Here is a 16,061-nt window from a genome sequence, read left to right on the forward strand (position 1 = left end):
ACCTCCCGCGCGAACAGCTGACGAAGGGCACCGCACGCACCATGGCAACGACGACGACCGGTGACACAACCGGCCTGGTGGAGATGGCCTGGGACCCGATCACCCGGATCGTGGGCAGTCTCGGCATCCACACGAAGATCGACTTCAAGCAGAAGCGGGTCGCGGAGTGCTACAGCACCTCGTCGGTCTTCCGCGGCTACAGCGTCTTCATGCGCGGAAAGGACCCGCGCGACGCACACTTCATCACCAGCAGGATCTGCGGCATCTGCGGTGACAACCACGCCACCTGCTCGGTGTACGCGCAGAACATGGCCTACGGCGTGAAGCCTCCGCACCTCGGAGAGTGGATCATCAACCTCGGCGAGTCCGCCGAGTACATGTTCGACCACAACATCTTCCAGGAGAACCTGGTAGGGGTCGACTACTGCGAAAAAATGGTCCGCGAGACCAACCCCGGCGTCCTCGAACTCGCCGAGCGCACCGAGGCTCCCCACGCGGCCGACCACGGGTACCGCACCATCGCCGACATCATGCGCTCCCTCAACCCCCTCGAAGGCGAGTTCTACCGCGAGGCGCTGCAGGTCAGCCGCTACACCCGGGAGATGTTCTGCCTGATGGAGGGCCGCCACGTGCACCCCTCCACCCTGTACCCCGGCGGCGTCGGCACCGTCGCCAGCGTGCAGCTGTTCACCGACTACATGAGCCGCCTCATGCGGTACGTGGAGTTCATGAAACGTGTCGTCCCGCTCCACGACGACCTGTTCGACTTCTTCTACGAGGCACTGCCGGGATACGAGGAAGTGGGCCGCCGCCGGGTGCTGCTGGGTTGCTGGGGAGCGCTCAACGACCCCGAGTACTGCGACTTCACCTACGCCAACATGACCGACTGGGGCCGGCGGATGTTCGTCACCCCCGGCATCATCGTCGACGGCAAGCTCGTCACCACCGACCTCACCGAGATCAACCTCGGCATGCGCATCCTGCTGGGCAGCTCGTACTACGAGGACTGGCAGGGCCAGGAGCAGTTCGTGACGAACGACCCGCTCGGCAACCCCGTCGACCCGCGGCACCCGTGGAACCAGCACACCATCCCGGCTCCGCAGAAACGGGACTTCGACGACAAGTACAGCTGGGTCATGTCCCCGCGCTGGTTCGACGGCAAGGACCACCTCGCCCTCGACACCGGCGGCGGCCCCCTCGCCCGGCTGTGGTCCACCGCGCTGTCCGGTCTCGTCGACATCGGGTACGTCAAGGCCACCGGCCACAGCGTCGTGATCAACCTGCCGCGCACACTGACCAAGCCGGAGACCACCTTCGAGTGGAAGATCCCGCAGTGGAGCAACGCGCTGGAACGCAACCGCGCCCGCACGTACTTCCAGGCGTACGCGGCCGCGGTCGCCCTGCACTGCGCCGAGAAGGGCCTCGAAGAGGTCCGCGCCGGGCGCACCCAGACGTGGGAGAAGTTCGAGGTGCCGGACGAGTCGATCGGCGTCGGGTTCACCGAGGCGGTCCGCGGCGTCCTCTCGCACCACATGGTCATCAGGGACGGCAAGATCGCCAACTACCACCCGTATCCGCCGACCCCGTGGAACGCCTCGACCCGCGACACCTACGGCACTCCCGGCCCCTACGAGGACGCGGTGCAGAACACGCCGATCTTCGAGGAGAACCCGCCCGAGAACTTCAAGGGCATCGACATCATGCGCACCGTGCGCAGCTTCGACCCCTGCCTGCCCTGCGGCGTCCACATGTACGTCGGCGGCGGGAAGACCGTGAAGTCGATGCACGTGCCCACCGGGCTGAGCGGACTCGCCGGATGAGCACGACGACCGCCGCCACCACCGCGGAGCAGGCCGGCCGGCGGGTCGAGGAGATCCTCGACCGGCTCGCCGGCGCCGGAGACCCCCAGGTGAGCCGGACCGCCGAGGAACTGGTGCGCGTCCTCATGGAGTTCTACGGCGCCGGGCTCGCCCGCGCCGTGGAACTCCTGGGCGCGGGGAAGCCCGGTGACCCGCTGGACCCGCTGCTCGGTGACGAACTCGTCGCGGGCCTGCTCGTGCTGCACGGGCTGCACCCCGACGACGTGCACACCCGCATCGCCCGCGCCCTCGGCGGCCTCCCGCACGCCGTCGAGAACGCGGGCTTCGACCCGGCGGCCGGCGTGCTGCGCCTCAAGGTCACCGCCTCCACGGGCTGCGGCTGCCCCAGCACCCAGGAGTCCGTCCGGCAGGCGGCCACCGACGCGCTCGCCTGCTTCGCCCCCGAGGTGACCGCCGTCGAGATGGAACCCGCCGGCGCCTCCCGCGAACCGGCGCTGCTCCAGATCGGCACCGCACCGCCGGGCCCCGGCACGGGCGGCCGCCACCGGCCGCCGGCCACCGCGCCGTGAGCGCGCACGGACCGCGGCGCACCGCCGACCGCCGCGGCCTGAGCCGCTTCACCGACCCCCGGCCGCCGCGCGAGGAACAGTGCGAACTGTGCGGAGTGCCCCTCACCGGTGAACGCCACCCGCACCTGGTCGACACCGAGAAGCGCGCGCTGGCCTGCGCGTGCGGTCCCTGCGCGCAGCTGCTGGACCGCTCCGGCGGTTCGGAAGGCCGCTTCCGCGCGGTACCCGGCCGCTGCCTGAGCGACCCCGACCACCGGCTCGACGACAACGCCTGGGACCGACTGCGCATCCCGGTCGGCGTCGCCTTCTTCTTCCGCAACTCCGCCCTCGACCGGCTGGTCGCGCTCTATCCGAGCCCGGCCGGAGCGACCGAGAGCGAACTGGAGCCGACCTCCTGGGAGGCCGTCCTCGCCGGGACCCGCCTCGCCGCGCTGCTCGAACCCGACGTGGAGGCCCTGCTGTTGCGCCGCCACCACGGTCGCACCGAGTGCTATCTGGTGCCGATCGACCTCTGCTACGAACTGGTGGGCCGGATGCGCCTGCGCTGGCAGGGCTTCGACGGAGGAGCGGAGGCCCGGGCCGACCTCGACGACTTCTTCACCCACGTCCGCGACCGGGCCCGCGACCTCCAGGGGAGCAAGCCGTGACCGAGTTCTCGGAGTCCGCGAAGTCATCGGAGCCCTCGGAGTCCTCAGGGTTCTCGGGGTTCTCGGGGTTCTCCTTCAGCTGCACCGGAGTACGCGCCGACGCCTACGCGGCAGGCCCCACCCTGGTGTTCCGGCTGCGGATCACCGCGTCCAGAGCGACCCGCGTCCACGCGCTCGCGCTGCGCTGCCAGATCCGCATCGAACCCGCCCGCCGCGGCTACGACGACACCGAGGCCGCGGCACTGACCGACCTCTTCGGCGAACGCTCCCGATGGGGCAGCAGCCTCAACCCCGTGCAGTTCGCACAGGTCTCGGTGATGGTCCCCGGGTTCACCGGCGAGATCGAGACCGACCTGGTGGTGCCCTGCACGTACGACACGGACATCGCGGCGTCGCGGTACTTCCGGGCCCTGTCCGAGGGGGAGGTGCCGCTGCTGATGCTGTTCTCCGGCACCGCGTTCACCGGTGCCGGCGGCTTCCACGTGGAGCCCGTCCCCTGGGACAAGGAGACCACCTTCCGCCTGCCGGTGAAGACCTGGCGGGAGATGATCGAACAGCACTTCCCGGGCTGCGGCTGGATCCGGCTGCCGCAGGACGCCATGGACGCGCTGCTCGCCTACCGGTCGCGCCACGCGCTGCCGTCGTGGCAGGCGACCGTCGAGACGCTGCTCGACGCGGCGGGGGAGAGGACACCATGACCACCACCGCGTTCACCCCCGGCACCGAGGCCCGTCTAGCCGTCGCCCGCCACGTCGCGGACGCCGTCCTCTTCGAGGGCTATGTGCTCTACCCGTACCGGGCGTCGGCCGCCAAGAACAGGCTGCGCTGGCAGTTCGGCGTGCTCGTACCGCCCGCCTGGTGCGCGGCGGCCGAGGAACACGACTTCCAGCACACCGAATGCCTGATGGAACCGAAGAGCGGAGCCACCCTCGCCGTCGAGGTCCGCCTCCTGCACACCCAACGGCGCATCGTCCAGCAGGCGCACGCCGACGGGACGTACGAGACGGTGCGCGAACTGCACCTCGACGACCGGGTCCTGGTCCCCTGGGACGAAGGCCGGGAGGAGAAGGTGGAAATCGCCCTGCCGGTGGCCGAGTTGACCGGTGACGGGGTGACCGTCCCGTTCACCCGGGCCGCCGCCGAGGAGACCGAGCCCGTCACGGACGCCGACGGGCGGCCCGTCGGGCGCCTGATCCGCCGCCGTGAGGAGATCAGCGGCGTCGTCCGGCTCTCCACGACCGAACTGGACGGCCCGTACCGCACGCAGCGCCTGCGCGTCATCGTCGAGAACACCAGCCCCTGGCTGCCCGACGACGCCGGCGACCGCGACGCGGCGCTGCCGTACTCGCTGGTCGCCAGCCACGTACTCCTGCACCTGGACGCCGGGACGTTCCTCTCCATGACCGACCCGCCCGAGTGGGCGAAGGGCGCCGTCGCGGCCTGCCGGAACCTGCACACCTGGCCCGTGCTCGCCGGCGAACCGGGCCGTGCCGACCTCGTACTGTCCTCGCCGATCATCCTCGAGGACCACCCCGCCATCGCCCCCGAGAGCCCCGGCGCGCTCTACGACGCCACCGAGATCGACGAGATCCTCGCGCTGCGCACCATCGCCCTCACCGACGAGGAGAAACGCGAGGCCAGAGGCACGGACGCACGTGCCGCGGCCGTGATCGAACTGGCGGACACCATGCCGCCGGAGGTCCTCGAACGGCTGCACGGAGCGGTGCGGAGCCTGCGGGAGGTCACCGGCCCGCCGGACGCGGGGGACGACCCGCAGGGCGTGTTCCGGCCCGAGAGCCCCTGGTGGGACCCGGGCGGCGACACCGCGGTCGATCCCGACCGCGACCACGTCACCGTCGACGGCCGGGAGGTACGAGCGGGCTGCCGCGTCGTCCTGCGACCCCGGCTGCGGCACACCGACGCGCAGGACCTGTTCCTGAACGGCCGCAACGCACTGGTCGAGGCCGTACTGCACGACGTCGACGGAGGCGTGCACATCGCCGTGACCGTGGAGGACGACCCCGGCGCCGACATCCGCCGCGAACAGGGCCGGTTCCTCTACTTCCAGCCCGACGAGGTGGAAGCCCTGGAGGACGCGTGACCCCCACCGCACCACACGGCGCCCGCACCCTCGTCGCCGGTGTCGGCAACATCTTCCTCGGGGACGACGGCTTCGGCGTCGAGACCGCGCGCCGGCTCGCCCGGGAGGACCTGCCGGCCGGTGTCGAGGTGGCCGACATCGGCATCCGCGGTGTGCACCTCGCCTACCAGCTCCTCGACGGCTACGACACGCTCGTCATCGTCGACGCGACCGCACGCGGCGGCGAACCCGGAACGCTGTACCTGATCGACGCCGGGACGCCGGACGGCGACGGCACCGGGCCGGTGGCGGACGTCCCGCTCGACGGGCACCGCATGTCACCCGACGCGGTCCTCGCCCTGCTCGCCACCCTGTGCGCCGGAACCGGCGCCACGCCCCCGCGCCGCACCCTCGTCGTCGGCTGCGAACCCGCCTGCCTCGACGAGACCCTCGAGCTCAGCCCCCAGGTCGCCGCCGCCGTACCGGAAGCGGTGCGGATGGTGACCGACCTCGTCCGGCAGGAGGCCGCCGTATGACACGCCGTCGCAGAAGGAACAAGGAGCACCCCGTGAAGAAGACCCTCGTCGGCGGCGCTGCCGCCGTCACCGCCGTCACCGCCGTCACCGCCGTCGCCGCCCTCGTCAGGGGGGTCCTCCCCGACGTCAGGCGCTACCTGCGGATGCGCAGGATGTGAACCGAACGGCGTACGCAGGCGTGTGATCCCGGCGCGCCGGTCGGCCGGTCCCAGGGAGCGCGTCTGTAATGGGCGCCAAACAGGCAGCCACGGGCGCAGGACGGAGACCGATGCACGAGATGTCCATCGCGCTGGCCGTCGTCGACCAGGTGGAACAGGCGGCCCGGCCCGCCGGGGCCACGGGCGTCGCACGCGTGGCCCTCGACGTGGGCGAACTGGCCGGTGTCGTCCCCGACGCGCTCGCCTTCTGCTTCGAACTGGCCTGCGCCGGCACCGTCCTGGAAGGCGCCGAACTGACCACCCGGACCGTCCCCGGCACGGCACGCTGCACCGGGTGCGGCGACGTGTGGGAGGTCGGCGTGCCTCCCTGCCTGCTGTGCCCCGTCTGCGGGCAGGCCGCGGCCGAACTGCTCTCCGGCCGCGAACTGCGCATCAGCGAGGTGCGGTGGACCGCACCGGAACGACAGTCCGCGCCGGCCACGCCGCGGCCGGCCGACGCAACGTGAACCCGTCTTCGAGGTAATCCGTCTTCGAGGTGAGCCGAACCATGTGCAAAGTCGTCGATCTCCAACAGGCAGTCCTCGCCAAGAACACGACCGTCGCCCGGCTGCTGCGCTCCGAACTGGCAGCCCGCGGCACCACGGTCGTCAACCTGCTCTCCAGCCCCGGCAGCGGCAAGACCGCCCTGCTGGAACGCGAACTGCTGCTGGCCCAAGAACGCCGCGTCACCGTCGCCGCGCTCACCGCGGACCTGGCGACCGAGAACGACGCCGAACGCCTCGCCCGCTCCGGCGTCCCCGTCAAACAGGTCCTCACCGACGGGCTGTGCCACCTGGAGGCGGACATGCTCGCCGGGCACCTCCACGGCTGGCTCCCCGAGCACACCCGGCTGCTGTTCGTGGAGAACGTGGGCAACCTGGTCTGCCCGGCTTCGTACGACCTCGGTGAATCGCTGCGGGTCGTGCTCGCCTCCGTGACCGAGGGGGAGGACAAACCGCTCAAGTACCCGACGGCCTTCGGCCTCGCCCAGCTCGTGATCGTCACCAAGACCGACCTGGCCGCCCCCGCCGAGTTCGACGAGGCGGCCTTCCGCGCCAACGTCCAGCAGGTCAACCCCGGCGTGGAGGTGGTCCTCACCTCCGTGCGCACCGGAGCGGGCGTGGGCACGCTGCTCGACCGGGCGCTCGCGGCGGCGCAGGGCACCGCGCCCCACGCCCCGGTGATGGCCCGGGTACAGGCGTGACCGCTCCCCAGCCCGTGGCCGACCGCACGCCGGCCCCGCGGCGCAGCCGGGTCGTCGTGCGGGGCGTGGTGCAGGGCGTCGGCTTCCGGCCGTACCTGTACACCCTGGCCACCGAACTCAGGCTCTCCGGTCATGTGACCAACACCGCGGACGGCGTCGTCGTCGAGGTCGAGGGCGACCCCTCGTCCGTGGACCGGTTCTGCGCGCGCATCGCCCCCGACGCCCCGCCCCTGGCGCTCGTCGAATCGGTCGACGCCACCGAGGTGCCCACGACCGGCGCCGACGGATTCGCCATCGTCCCCTCACGCGCCGGCGGCCCCGCCCGCACGCTCGTCTCGCCGGACACCGCGACCTGCGACGACTGCCTCGCGGAACTCGCCGACCCGGCGGACCGGCGCCATCGGCACCCGTTCATCACCTGCACGCACTGCGGGCCGCGGTTCACCATCGTCACCGGCCTCCCGTACGACCGCGACCACACGACCATGGCCGGCTTCCCCCTGTGCGCCGACTGCGCCCGGGAATACGCCGACCCGGCCGACCGCCGCTTCCACGCGCAGCCCGTGGCCTGCCCCGCCTGCGGGCCGCGGCTACGGCTGACCACGGCCCCCGGGAAGGGCGGCGGCCCCGAACCCGCCGACCCGATCCGCGCCGCGCGTGACCTGCTCGCCGACGGAGCGATCCTCGCGGTGAAGGGCCTGGGCGGCTACCACCTGGCCTGCGACGCGACCGACCCCCGAGCCGTGGCCGAACTGCGCCGCCGCAAGGCCCGCGGGGACAAGCCGTTCGCCTTGATGGCCGGGGACGTCGCCGACGTCGAACACCTGGTCCACGCCGGACCGGCGGAGCGCGACCTGCTCACCGCCAAGGAGCGGCCCATCGTCCTGATGCGGCGTCGCCGCACCGGCGCCCCGGACCCCGGCCGCCCGTGGCCCGCCCGAGAGGTCGCCCCCGGCAGCCCCGACCTCGGCGTCATGCTCCCGTACACACCCGTGCACCACCTGCTGCTGGAAGCCGACGACGACCACGGCTCCCCGCAGCCGCGACTGCTGGTGATGACCAGCGGCAACCTCGCCGGGGAACCCATCGTCACCGACGACGCGGAGGCGCTGGAACGGCTGTCCGGCCTGGCGGACGCCTGGCTGCTGCACGACCGGCCGATCCACGTACCGTGCGACGACTCGGTGATGCGGGTCTGCGACGGCGAGCCGCTGACCCTGCGCCGCTCCCGCGGCCACGCCCCGCTGCCGCTCACCCTGCCCGTCCCCGTGGCTCCGGCGCTCGCCGTCGGTGGCGACCTCAAGAACGCCTTCTGCCTCGGTGAGGACCGCAAGGCCTGGCTGTCGGCGCACATCGGGGACATGGACGACCTCGCCACCCAGCAGGCCTTCACACGTGCCGAGCGGCAACTGGAGGAGATCACCGGGGTACGGCCCGCACGTCTCGTCGCCGACCGCCACCCCGCCTACCGCTCGGGCCGCTGGGCCGAACGGCACGCCGCCGGGCGGCCCGTCCTGCGCGTCCAGCACCACCACGCCCACGTCGCGTCCGCCATGGCCGAGCACGGCCTCGACGGCAGCCGCCCCGTCCTCGGGGTCGCCTTCGACGGCACCGGCTACGGGGACGACCGGGCCGTGTGGGGCGGTGAGTTCCTGGCAGCGGACTACACCGGCTTCTCCCGCTTCGCGCATCTCGCCTACGTGCCGCTGCCCGGCGGGGACGCCGCCGTCCGGCGCCCGTACCGGATGGCCCTGGCCCATCTGCGCGCCGCGGGCATCCCGTGGGACGGGGACCTGCCGTGCGAGGCCGCCTGTCCGCCCGACGAACTCCGCCTTCTCGACCAGCAGTTGACGCGCGGGCTGAACTGCCTGCCCACATCGAGCATGGGCCGCCTCTTCGACGCCGTGTCCTCCCTCGCCGGAGTGTGCCACCACGCGGGGTACGAGGCGCAGGCCGCCGTCGAACTCGAGGCCGCCGCAGTGACGGCCGACGCCTGCGCGGACGACGCCCGCTACACCTTCCGGCTCACCGGCGGGGACGGCACCCCCCTCGCCGCCGATCCCGCGCCCCTGCTCGCCGCGGTCGTCGACGACGTGCGGGGCGGCGTCCGGCCCTGCCTCGTCGCGGCACGCTTCCACCACGCCGTGGCCGGGCTCGTGCACGAGGTGTGCGGCCGGGCACGCGGCGAACTCGGCCTGGAGACGGTGGCCCTGACCGGCGGGGTGTTCGCCAACGTGCTGCTCTCGTCCGCGTGCGCGACGCGGCTGCGCAGCGACGGCTTCACCGTGCTGCGCCACCGGCGCGTCCCGCCGGGCGACGGAGGGCTCGCCGTGGGCCAGCTCATGGTGGCCGCCCGTACCGGAGCCGCCGGCACCGAGTGACGGAGCCGGGCCCGAACCCGCGACAGTGAGGAGAAAACACATGTGTCTTGCGGTACCCGGCAGAGTGCTGGACGTCGAGGACCGGGACGGAACCCGTATGGCCACGGTCGACTTCGGAGGAGTCGTCAAGGACGTGTGCCTGGAGTACCTGCCGGACCTGAAGGTCGGGGAGTACGCCATCGTCCACGTCGGGTTCGCGCTCCAGCGGCTCGACGAGGAATCGGCCCGCAGAACCCTGGAGCTGTTCGAGAACCTCGGCATGCTCCAGGAGGAGTTCGGCGACCCCTGGGAACAGGCGGCCGCCCAGGGCGCCGCGCAGCAGCCCTCGCACCACACCACCGCCCCGGAGGGACAGCAGTGAAGTACATCGAGGAGTTCCAGGACCCCGACCTCGCCGAACGGCTGCTGGACGACATCCGGGCCACCGTCACCCGCCCGTGGGCGCTGATGGAGGTCTGCGGCGGCCAGACCCACACCATCATCCGGCACGGCATCGACCAGCTCCTCCCCGAGGAGGTCGAGCTGATCCACGGCCCCGGCTGTCCCGTCTGCGTCACCCCGCTCGAGGTGATCGACAAGGCACTGGAGATCGCCTCCCGCCCCGACGTCGTCTTCTGCTCCTTCGGCGACATGCTCCGCGTGCCCGGCACCGGACGCGACCTGTTCCAGGTGCGCGGCACCGGAGGGGACGTCAGGGTCGTCTACTCCCCGCTCGACGCACTGCGCATCGCCCAGCAGAACCCGGACCGACAGGTCGTCTTCTTCGGCATCGGCTTCGAGACGACCGCCCCGCCCAACGCGATGACGGTGTACCAGGCGCGCAAGCTCGGCATCCGCAACTTCAGTCTGCTGGTCTCGCACGTACGGGTGCCGCCGGCGATCGAGGCGATCATGCAGTCGCCGGACTGCCGTGTACAGGCGTTCCTCGCCGCCGGACACGTGTGCAGCGTCATGGGGATGGACGAGTACCCGGGACTCGCCGAGCGATTCGGCGTGCCCATCGTCGTCACCGGGTTCGAACCGCTCGACATCCTGGAAGGCGTCCGCCGTACCGTCCGCCAGCTGGAACGCGGCGAGCACACCGTCGACAACGCCTACCCGCGCGCCGTGCGTCCGGAGGGCAACCCGGCGGCCCGGGCCATGCTCGACGACGTCTTCGAGGTCACCGACCGCGCCTGGCGCGGCATCGGCGTCATCCCGGACAGCGGCTGGCGGCTGTCCTCGCGCTACCGCGACTACGACGCCGAGCACCGCTTCGCCGTCGACGGCATCACCACCCGCGAACCGGCCGCCTGCCGCAGCGGCGAAGTGCTGCAGGGGCTGATCAAGCCGCACGAGTGCGAGGCGTTCGGCACCACCTGCACCCCGCGCTCACCGCTCGGCGCCACCATGGTCTCCAGCGAGGGTGCCTGCGCCGCGTACTACCTCTACCGGCGGCTCGAGCTGAACACCCCGGCGAGGCCGGCCGCGTCCCTGGAGGGCAGCCCCGTTGTCTGACACCACCGGCACCGTCCCCGGCGCCGTCCGGCAGGCCGAGGACACCCGCCCGGACATGCTCAACTGGACCTGCCCCGTACCGCTGCGCGACCAACCGAGGATCGTCATGGGCCACGGCGGCGGCGGAGCCCTGTCCGCCGAGCTCGTCGAACAGCTCTTCACACCCGCCTTCGGCGGCCCGGCACCGGAGGCGCTGACCGATTCCGCCGCCCTGGAACTCGGCGGGGCCAAGCTGGCCTTCTCCACCGACTCCTTCGTGGTGCGCCCGCTGTTCTTCCCCGGCGGCAGCATCGGGGACCTCGCGGTCAACGGCACCGTCAACGACCTCGCCATGAGCGGGGCCCGCCCCGCCTATCTGTCCTGCGGTTTCATCCTCGAGGAGGGCACCGGTACGGACGTCGTCGGACGGGTCGCGGCGGCGATGGGCGCCGCCGCCCGGGCCGCGGGGGTGGAAGTCGTCACCGGCGACACCAAGGTCGTCGAGGCCGGCCACGGCGACGGCGTCTACATCAACACCTCCGGCATCGGACTGATCCCCTCAGGCGTGGACCTGCGGCCGGGGCGGGTGGTCCCGGGCGACGTCGTCCTCGTCAGCGGGGCGATCGGCGTCCACGGGGTGGCGATCATGAGCGTGCGGGAAGGGCTGGAGTTCGGGGTGGAGATCCTGAGCGACTGCGCACCGCTCGGAGGCCTCGTCGAGGCGATGCTCGCCGTCACACCCGACCTGCACGCCCTGCGGGACCCCACCCGTGGCGGACTGGCCGCCTCGCTGAACGAGATCGCCGCCGCCTCCGGCACCGGGATCGTGGTGCGGGAACGCGCCGTACCCGTCCCCGACGCGGTGACCAACGCGTGCGCGGTCCTGGGGCTGGACCCGATGTACGTGGCCAACGAGGGGAAGCTCGTGGCGTTCGTGCCGCCCGCCCACGCGGACGCGGTCCTGGCCGCCATGCGCGCACATCCGCTGGGCGCCGAGGCCGCGGTGATCGGCGAGGTGACCGACGCGCACCCCGGTATGGTCGTCGCCCGCACCGCGCTGGGCGGCACCAGGGTGGTGGACCTGCCCCTCGGCGAGCAGCTGCCGCGGATCTGCTGAGGACCGCCGGCCACGGTCCCGGCGCCATGGGGCCGCGGGGCTGTCGTGCCCGGCTCGCATCCCGTGCCGTGCGAGCCGGGCACGGCGTTCCCTTCCTCAGTCCCGGCCGCGTGCGTGCTCGAACCGTGCCAGGCCGTCCGCGAGGTCGATCAGCGGCCCGGGGTAGTCCAGGCGTGCGCGCTCACGCTCGGGCAGCCGCCACGGTTCATGGATGCGCCTGCCCGCCACGTCCCGTAGTTCCGGCACCCATCGGCGGACGTACGCTCCCCGCGGGTCGAAGCGTCTGCCCTGTGCGACCGGGTTGAGCACGCGGTGGGGGCGGGTGTCGGTGCCGGTTCCGGCGACCCACTGCCAGTTGAGCTGGTTGTTGACGATGTCGCCGTCCACGAGCAGATCGAGGAAGTGCCGGGCGCCGATCCGCCAGTCCACGTACAGGGTCTTGGCCAGGAAACTGGCTGCCAGCAGGCGTGCCCGGTTGTGCATCCAGCCCTCGTGGCGCAGTTGGCGCATCGCCGCGTCGACGACCGGGTATCCGGTACGGCCCTCCCGCCACGCGGCGATGTCCTCGGACGCCTCCTCCTCGGTGCGCCACCGGTCGTGCCGGGTGCGGTAGTCCCGGGCGGAGGCCGCCGGCCGTGCCGCCAGTACCTGGTGGTGGAAGTCGCGCCAGCACAACTGGCGCACGAACGCGTCCGCCCCGGGTCCGCCGTGTGCGCGGGCCCGCCGGACGAGTTCCACCGGCGAGAGGGCTCCGAAGTGCAGGTACGGCGACAACCGGGAGGTCGCGTCGCCCGCCAGGTCGTCGTGGCGGTCCTCGTACCCGGACAGGTCCTCGCGGGCCCACCGGGAGAACCGCTCACGCCCCCGCGTCTCCCCGCCGGGCGGCAGGGCCGGGGAGACGCCGGACAGCCCGTCACGGGACGGCAGCGGCTCGCCGCGCACCGCCTCCGGGACGCGCACGGTGCGCGGCGTCGGACAGGTGTCCCGCAGCCGCTCTTGTGACCAGCGGCGGAAGTAGGGCGTGAACACGGCGTAGTGATCGGAGCCGGCCGGAGTCACCGTCCCCGCGCCCACAGCGGTGATCACGCTGTCGTGCACGCGCAGTGCCACGCCGTGGTCGCCGAGTTCCTCGCGCAGCCGCTCCTCCCGCCGCTGGGCGTATCCGGTGACCCCGGCGGCCATGTGCACCTCAAAGGCTCGGCACTCCGCGGCGAGCGCGCGGACCTCCCGTACGACCGGCCCGGTACGCACCACCAGCCGGCCGCCGCGGCGGCGCAGCGAGGCGTCGAGGTCGGCCAGGCAGTCGGCGAGGAAGGCGCTGCGGTTGGGCGCGTCGAAGCCGGCCGCGTGGACGCCCGGGTCGCGTACGAACAGCGGCACCACCTCGTCCGCCGCCGCGAGGGCGGCGCGCAGCGGGGGATGGTCGTGCAGACGCAGATCCGAGGTGAACAGGACGACCGCGACGGTCATGACGTCACTCCTGGTGTCGTGAGGTGGTGCTGTGAGTGCTGTTTCCGGATGCTTCGCCCCGCGGGGGAGTGCCGGACGCGGTCGGCGAGGATCCGCCCCTGCGCGCGCTCATGCCCTTGGCCGCGGCCTGGGTGATGTTGCGGGCCATGCCGCCGAAGACGACGGCGTGGAAGGGGGCGACGGACCACCAGTAGGCGTGACCCGGCAGACCTCGTGGGTGGAACAGCGCGCGCTGCCGGTAGCGGGTGCGGCCCTCGGCGTCCGTCTCGGCGTACATCTCCAGCCACGCCAGGCCCGGCAGTCGCATCTCCGCCCGCAGCCGCAGCAGCCGCCCGGGCTCGATCTCCTCCACCCGCCAGAAGTCCAGCGAGTCCCCGGCCCGCAGATGCTCGGCGTCGCGTCGTCCGCGCCGCAGCCCGACCCCGCCGACGAACCGGTCCAGCCAGCCCCTGACCGCCCAGGCGAGCGGGAAGGAGTACCAGCCGTTGTCGCCGCCGATGCCCTCGATCACCTTCCACAGCGCCTCGCGTGACGCGTCGACCGACAGCTGCCGTTCGTCCTGGTAGAGGCTGCCGCCGGCCCAGTCCGGGTCGGTGGGCAGCGGATCGCTCGGGGCCCCCGGTACGGCCGCCGACGACCAACGGGTGGCCACCTGTGCCTCCCGCACCCGCCGCAGGGCCAGCGCCAGCGCCTCGCCGAACGGCAGCGGCCGGCCCGGGGCGTCGGGCACGTACCGGGCGATGTCGTGCTCCTGGCAGACCACCTCGTGCCGCAGCGACTCCGTCAGCGGCCGGGCGATGGCGGCGGGCACCGGGGTGACCAGGCCGATCCACAGACTGGACAGCCTCGGGGTGAGGACCGGCACCGGCACGATGAGCCGCCGCCGCAGCCCGCCGACGGTGGCGTACCGGCGCATCATGTCCTGGTACGTGAGGACGTCCGGTCCGCCGATGTCGAACGCCCGGTCGACGTCGTTCGGCATGGTGGCCGAGCCGACCAGGTAACGCAGTACGTCCCGTACCCCGATGGGCTGGGTCCGGGTGTGCACCCAACGGGGGGTCACCATGACCGGCAGCCGCTCGGTCAGATAGCGCAGCATCTCGAAGGAGGCCGACCCCGAGCCGATGACGACCGCCGCCCGCAGCACGGTGGCGGGCACCGGGGCGTCGAGGAAGATGCGCCCGACCTCGGCCCGGGACCGCAGGTGCGGGGAGAGCGACCCTTCGGGCACGTCCGGTGGGGTGAGCCCGCCCAGGTAGACGATCCGTCGCACGCCGACGGCGTGCGCCTGCTCGGCGAAGACACGGGCCGCACGGCGGTCGGTCTCCTCGAAGCCGGAGCCGCCTGCGAGGGCGTGCACCAGGTAGTACGCGACGTCGATCCCGCGCATGGCCGCGGCGACCGAGTCCGCGTCCGTGACGTCGCCCCGCACCGTCTCGACGTCTCCCGCCCAGGGATGGTCACGGAGTTTGTCCGGGGAACGGGCCAGGCAACGGACGCGATGGCCGGCCTTCAGCAGTTCGGGTACCAGGCGCCCGCCGATGTACCCGGACGCCCCGGTGACCAGACAGTGCAACCGTTCCGTTCCCTGCCGTTCCTGCCGTTCCTGCCGTTCCTGCCGTCCGTCCATGTCCACCATCGTTCCTCCCTGTGTTCGTCCCGATTGTCCCCCTATCGCCGATCATGGCCGCAACAGCGGGACCGCGCCCGTCGCGGCGAGTCGGCCGACGGCCGGGACGCGGGAGGCGACCGTCTGCCGCACGGTCCGCCCCGGGCGCCGGCATCCGCTCACCGGAGCCGGGGCCCGGCGGGGGGCACCCCGTGTTCGGCGAGCGGGCCGACCGACAGGCCCGCATCGCGGCAGCCGTCCACGATGTCGGGCAGGGCACCGAGCGCGGCCCGCCAGCAGGCCGGGGCCGACATCCTGTCCGTGTCGTGCAGGAGGACGGTGCCGCCGCCGCGCAGACCGGCCGCGACGGCCGAGCGCACCGACGCCGGGGTGGCCCCGGCCGTCCAGTCCCTGCCCCAGGCGGTCCACAGCACCGGCCGCAGGCCCGCCGCGCGGGCGGCCGCCCAGCGCCCGGAGGTGAGGATTCCGTACGGCGGGCGGTACCAACGGGGGTACCGGCCCGTCAGCTCCCGGACCGCGCCGACCGCCCGCAGCAGGGCACGCACGTCGTCCGCCGGGGCCGGCCGCCAGGGACGGTCGTGGCTCCAGCCGTGCACGGCCAGTTCGTGCCCGCGGCGGACGGTCTCACGCACCACGGAGGGATGCCGTACGACGCTGTCGCCCAGGACGAAGAAGGTCGCCCGGACCCCGATCGCCTCCAGCGCGTCGAGGAAGCACGGGGTGGACTCGGGATCGGGCCCGTCGTCGAAGGTCAGCGCGACGTGGGCGGGATGTCCGACACCGGCGAGACGTGGGGAACAGCGGCGCACCCCGGGCAGCCAGGTGGCCGCCGGGGCGATGTGCGCCGCGGCGACGGCGGCGAGCGGAGCCAGCACGGCCGCCGCGCGCCGGGCGGGGGAGCGACCGGGGGACGTGGGCATCGGCTGTGCCTCCT

General features: G+C 72.8%; 16 protein-coding genes. 13 read left to right on the top strand and 3 right to left on the bottom strand.

Annotated features, from left to right (window positions below; translation table 11 throughout):
* Window positions 1-41 precede the first annotated feature (41 nt).
* The 13 genes from ACVW19_RS31070 to hypE all read left to right on the top strand — a co-directional run bounded on the left by ACVW19_RS31070 (window position 42) and on the right by hypE (window position 12,027).
* Entirely contained in the window at window positions 42-1,820 is a 1,779-nt protein-coding gene (locus ACVW19_RS31070) for a nickel-dependent hydrogenase large subunit (protein ID WP_457463615.1), read from the top strand.
* The gene (locus tag ACVW19_RS31075; protein WP_457463617.1) at window positions 1,817-2,389 is read left to right on the top strand and encodes a hypothetical protein; all 573 of its coding nucleotides are present in this window, start codon (window positions 1,817-1,819) and stop codon (window positions 2,387-2,389) included. Before ACVW19_RS31070 ends, ACVW19_RS31075 begins: the two co-directional genes overlap by 4 nt.
* Window positions 2,386-3,036: a DUF5947 family protein gene (locus tag ACVW19_RS31080; protein ID WP_457463619.1), complete on the top strand. Its 651-nt coding sequence runs from the start codon at window positions 2,386-2,388 to the stop codon at window positions 3,034-3,036. Before ACVW19_RS31075 ends, ACVW19_RS31080 begins: the two co-directional genes overlap by 4 nt.
* Window positions 3,033-3,734: a DUF6084 family protein gene (locus ACVW19_RS31085; RefSeq protein ID WP_457463621.1), complete on the top strand. Its 702-nt coding sequence runs from the start codon at window positions 3,033-3,035 to the stop codon at window positions 3,732-3,734. The genes ACVW19_RS31080 and ACVW19_RS31085 overlap by 4 nt, the downstream gene beginning before the upstream one ends.
* On the top strand, window positions 3,731-5,137 hold the full coding sequence (locus ACVW19_RS31090; RefSeq protein ID WP_457463622.1) for a hypothetical protein: 1,407 nt from the start codon (window positions 3,731-3,733) through the stop codon (window positions 5,135-5,137). The genes ACVW19_RS31085 and ACVW19_RS31090 overlap by 4 nt, the downstream gene beginning before the upstream one ends.
* Window positions 5,134-5,652: a hydrogenase maturation protease gene (locus tag ACVW19_RS31095; RefSeq protein WP_457463624.1), complete on the top strand. Its 519-nt coding sequence runs from the start codon at window positions 5,134-5,136 to the stop codon at window positions 5,650-5,652. Before ACVW19_RS31090 ends, ACVW19_RS31095 begins: the two co-directional genes overlap by 4 nt.
* A gap of 32 nt (window positions 5,653-5,684) precedes the next feature.
* Window positions 5,685-5,810, top strand: a complete 126-nt coding sequence (locus ACVW19_RS31100) for a DUF6893 family small protein (RefSeq protein ID WP_457463626.1) — start codon at window positions 5,685-5,687, stop codon at window positions 5,808-5,810.
* 110 nt (window positions 5,811-5,920) lie between these two features.
* A complete protein-coding gene (locus tag ACVW19_RS31105) occupies window positions 5,921-6,316 on the top strand; it encodes a hydrogenase maturation nickel metallochaperone HypA/HybF (RefSeq protein WP_457463628.1) in 396 nt (131 codons plus the stop codon).
* A gap of 41 nt (window positions 6,317-6,357) precedes the next feature.
* Window positions 6,358-7,053, top strand: coding sequence for a hydrogenase nickel incorporation protein HypB (hypB, locus tag ACVW19_RS31110; RefSeq protein ID WP_457463630.1), 696 nt, complete (start codon window positions 6,358-6,360; stop codon window positions 7,051-7,053).
* Window positions 7,050-9,434 (top strand): carbamoyltransferase HypF, encoded by a 2,385-nt coding sequence (hypF, locus tag ACVW19_RS31115; protein WP_457463632.1) that lies wholly within the window; start codon window positions 7,050-7,052, stop codon window positions 9,432-9,434. Before hypB ends, hypF begins: the two co-directional genes overlap by 4 nt.
* Window positions 9,435-9,474: 40 nt before the next feature.
* On the top strand, window positions 9,475-9,795 hold the full coding sequence (locus ACVW19_RS31120; protein ID WP_457463634.1) for a HypC/HybG/HupF family hydrogenase formation chaperone: 321 nt from the start codon (window positions 9,475-9,477) through the stop codon (window positions 9,793-9,795).
* The gene (gene hypD, locus ACVW19_RS31125; RefSeq protein WP_457463636.1) at window positions 9,792-10,931 is read left to right on the top strand and encodes a hydrogenase formation protein HypD; all 1,140 of its coding nucleotides are present in this window, start codon (window positions 9,792-9,794) and stop codon (window positions 10,929-10,931) included. The genes ACVW19_RS31120 and hypD overlap by 4 nt, the downstream gene beginning before the upstream one ends.
* The gene (gene hypE / locus ACVW19_RS31130; RefSeq protein WP_457463638.1) at window positions 10,924-12,027 is read left to right on the top strand and encodes a hydrogenase expression/formation protein HypE; all 1,104 of its coding nucleotides are present in this window, start codon (window positions 10,924-10,926) and stop codon (window positions 12,025-12,027) included. Before hypD ends, hypE begins: the two co-directional genes overlap by 8 nt.
* A 96-nt stretch (window positions 12,028-12,123) precedes the next feature.
* Here the strand turns inward: hypE and ACVW19_RS31135 are convergent, their stop codons facing one another.
* The 3 genes from ACVW19_RS31135 to ACVW19_RS31145 form a co-directional block, all read right to left on the bottom strand.
* A complete protein-coding gene (locus tag ACVW19_RS31135; RefSeq protein ID WP_457463640.1) occupies window positions 12,124-13,497 on the bottom strand; it encodes a cryptochrome/photolyase family protein in 1,374 nt (457 codons plus the stop codon).
* A 4-nt stretch (window positions 13,498-13,501) separates the two neighbouring features.
* A complete protein-coding gene (locus ACVW19_RS31140; protein WP_457464861.1) occupies window positions 13,502-15,127 on the bottom strand; it encodes an SDR family oxidoreductase in 1,626 nt (541 codons plus the stop codon).
* A gap of 158 nt (window positions 15,128-15,285) precedes the next feature.
* Window positions 15,286-16,047 (bottom strand): polysaccharide deacetylase family protein, encoded by a 762-nt coding sequence (locus ACVW19_RS31145; RefSeq protein WP_457463642.1) that lies wholly within the window; start codon window positions 16,045-16,047, stop codon window positions 15,286-15,288.
* Window positions 16,048-16,061: the final 14 nt, after the last annotated feature.

This window comes from Streptomyces sp. TE5632 (assembly GCF_054061295.1).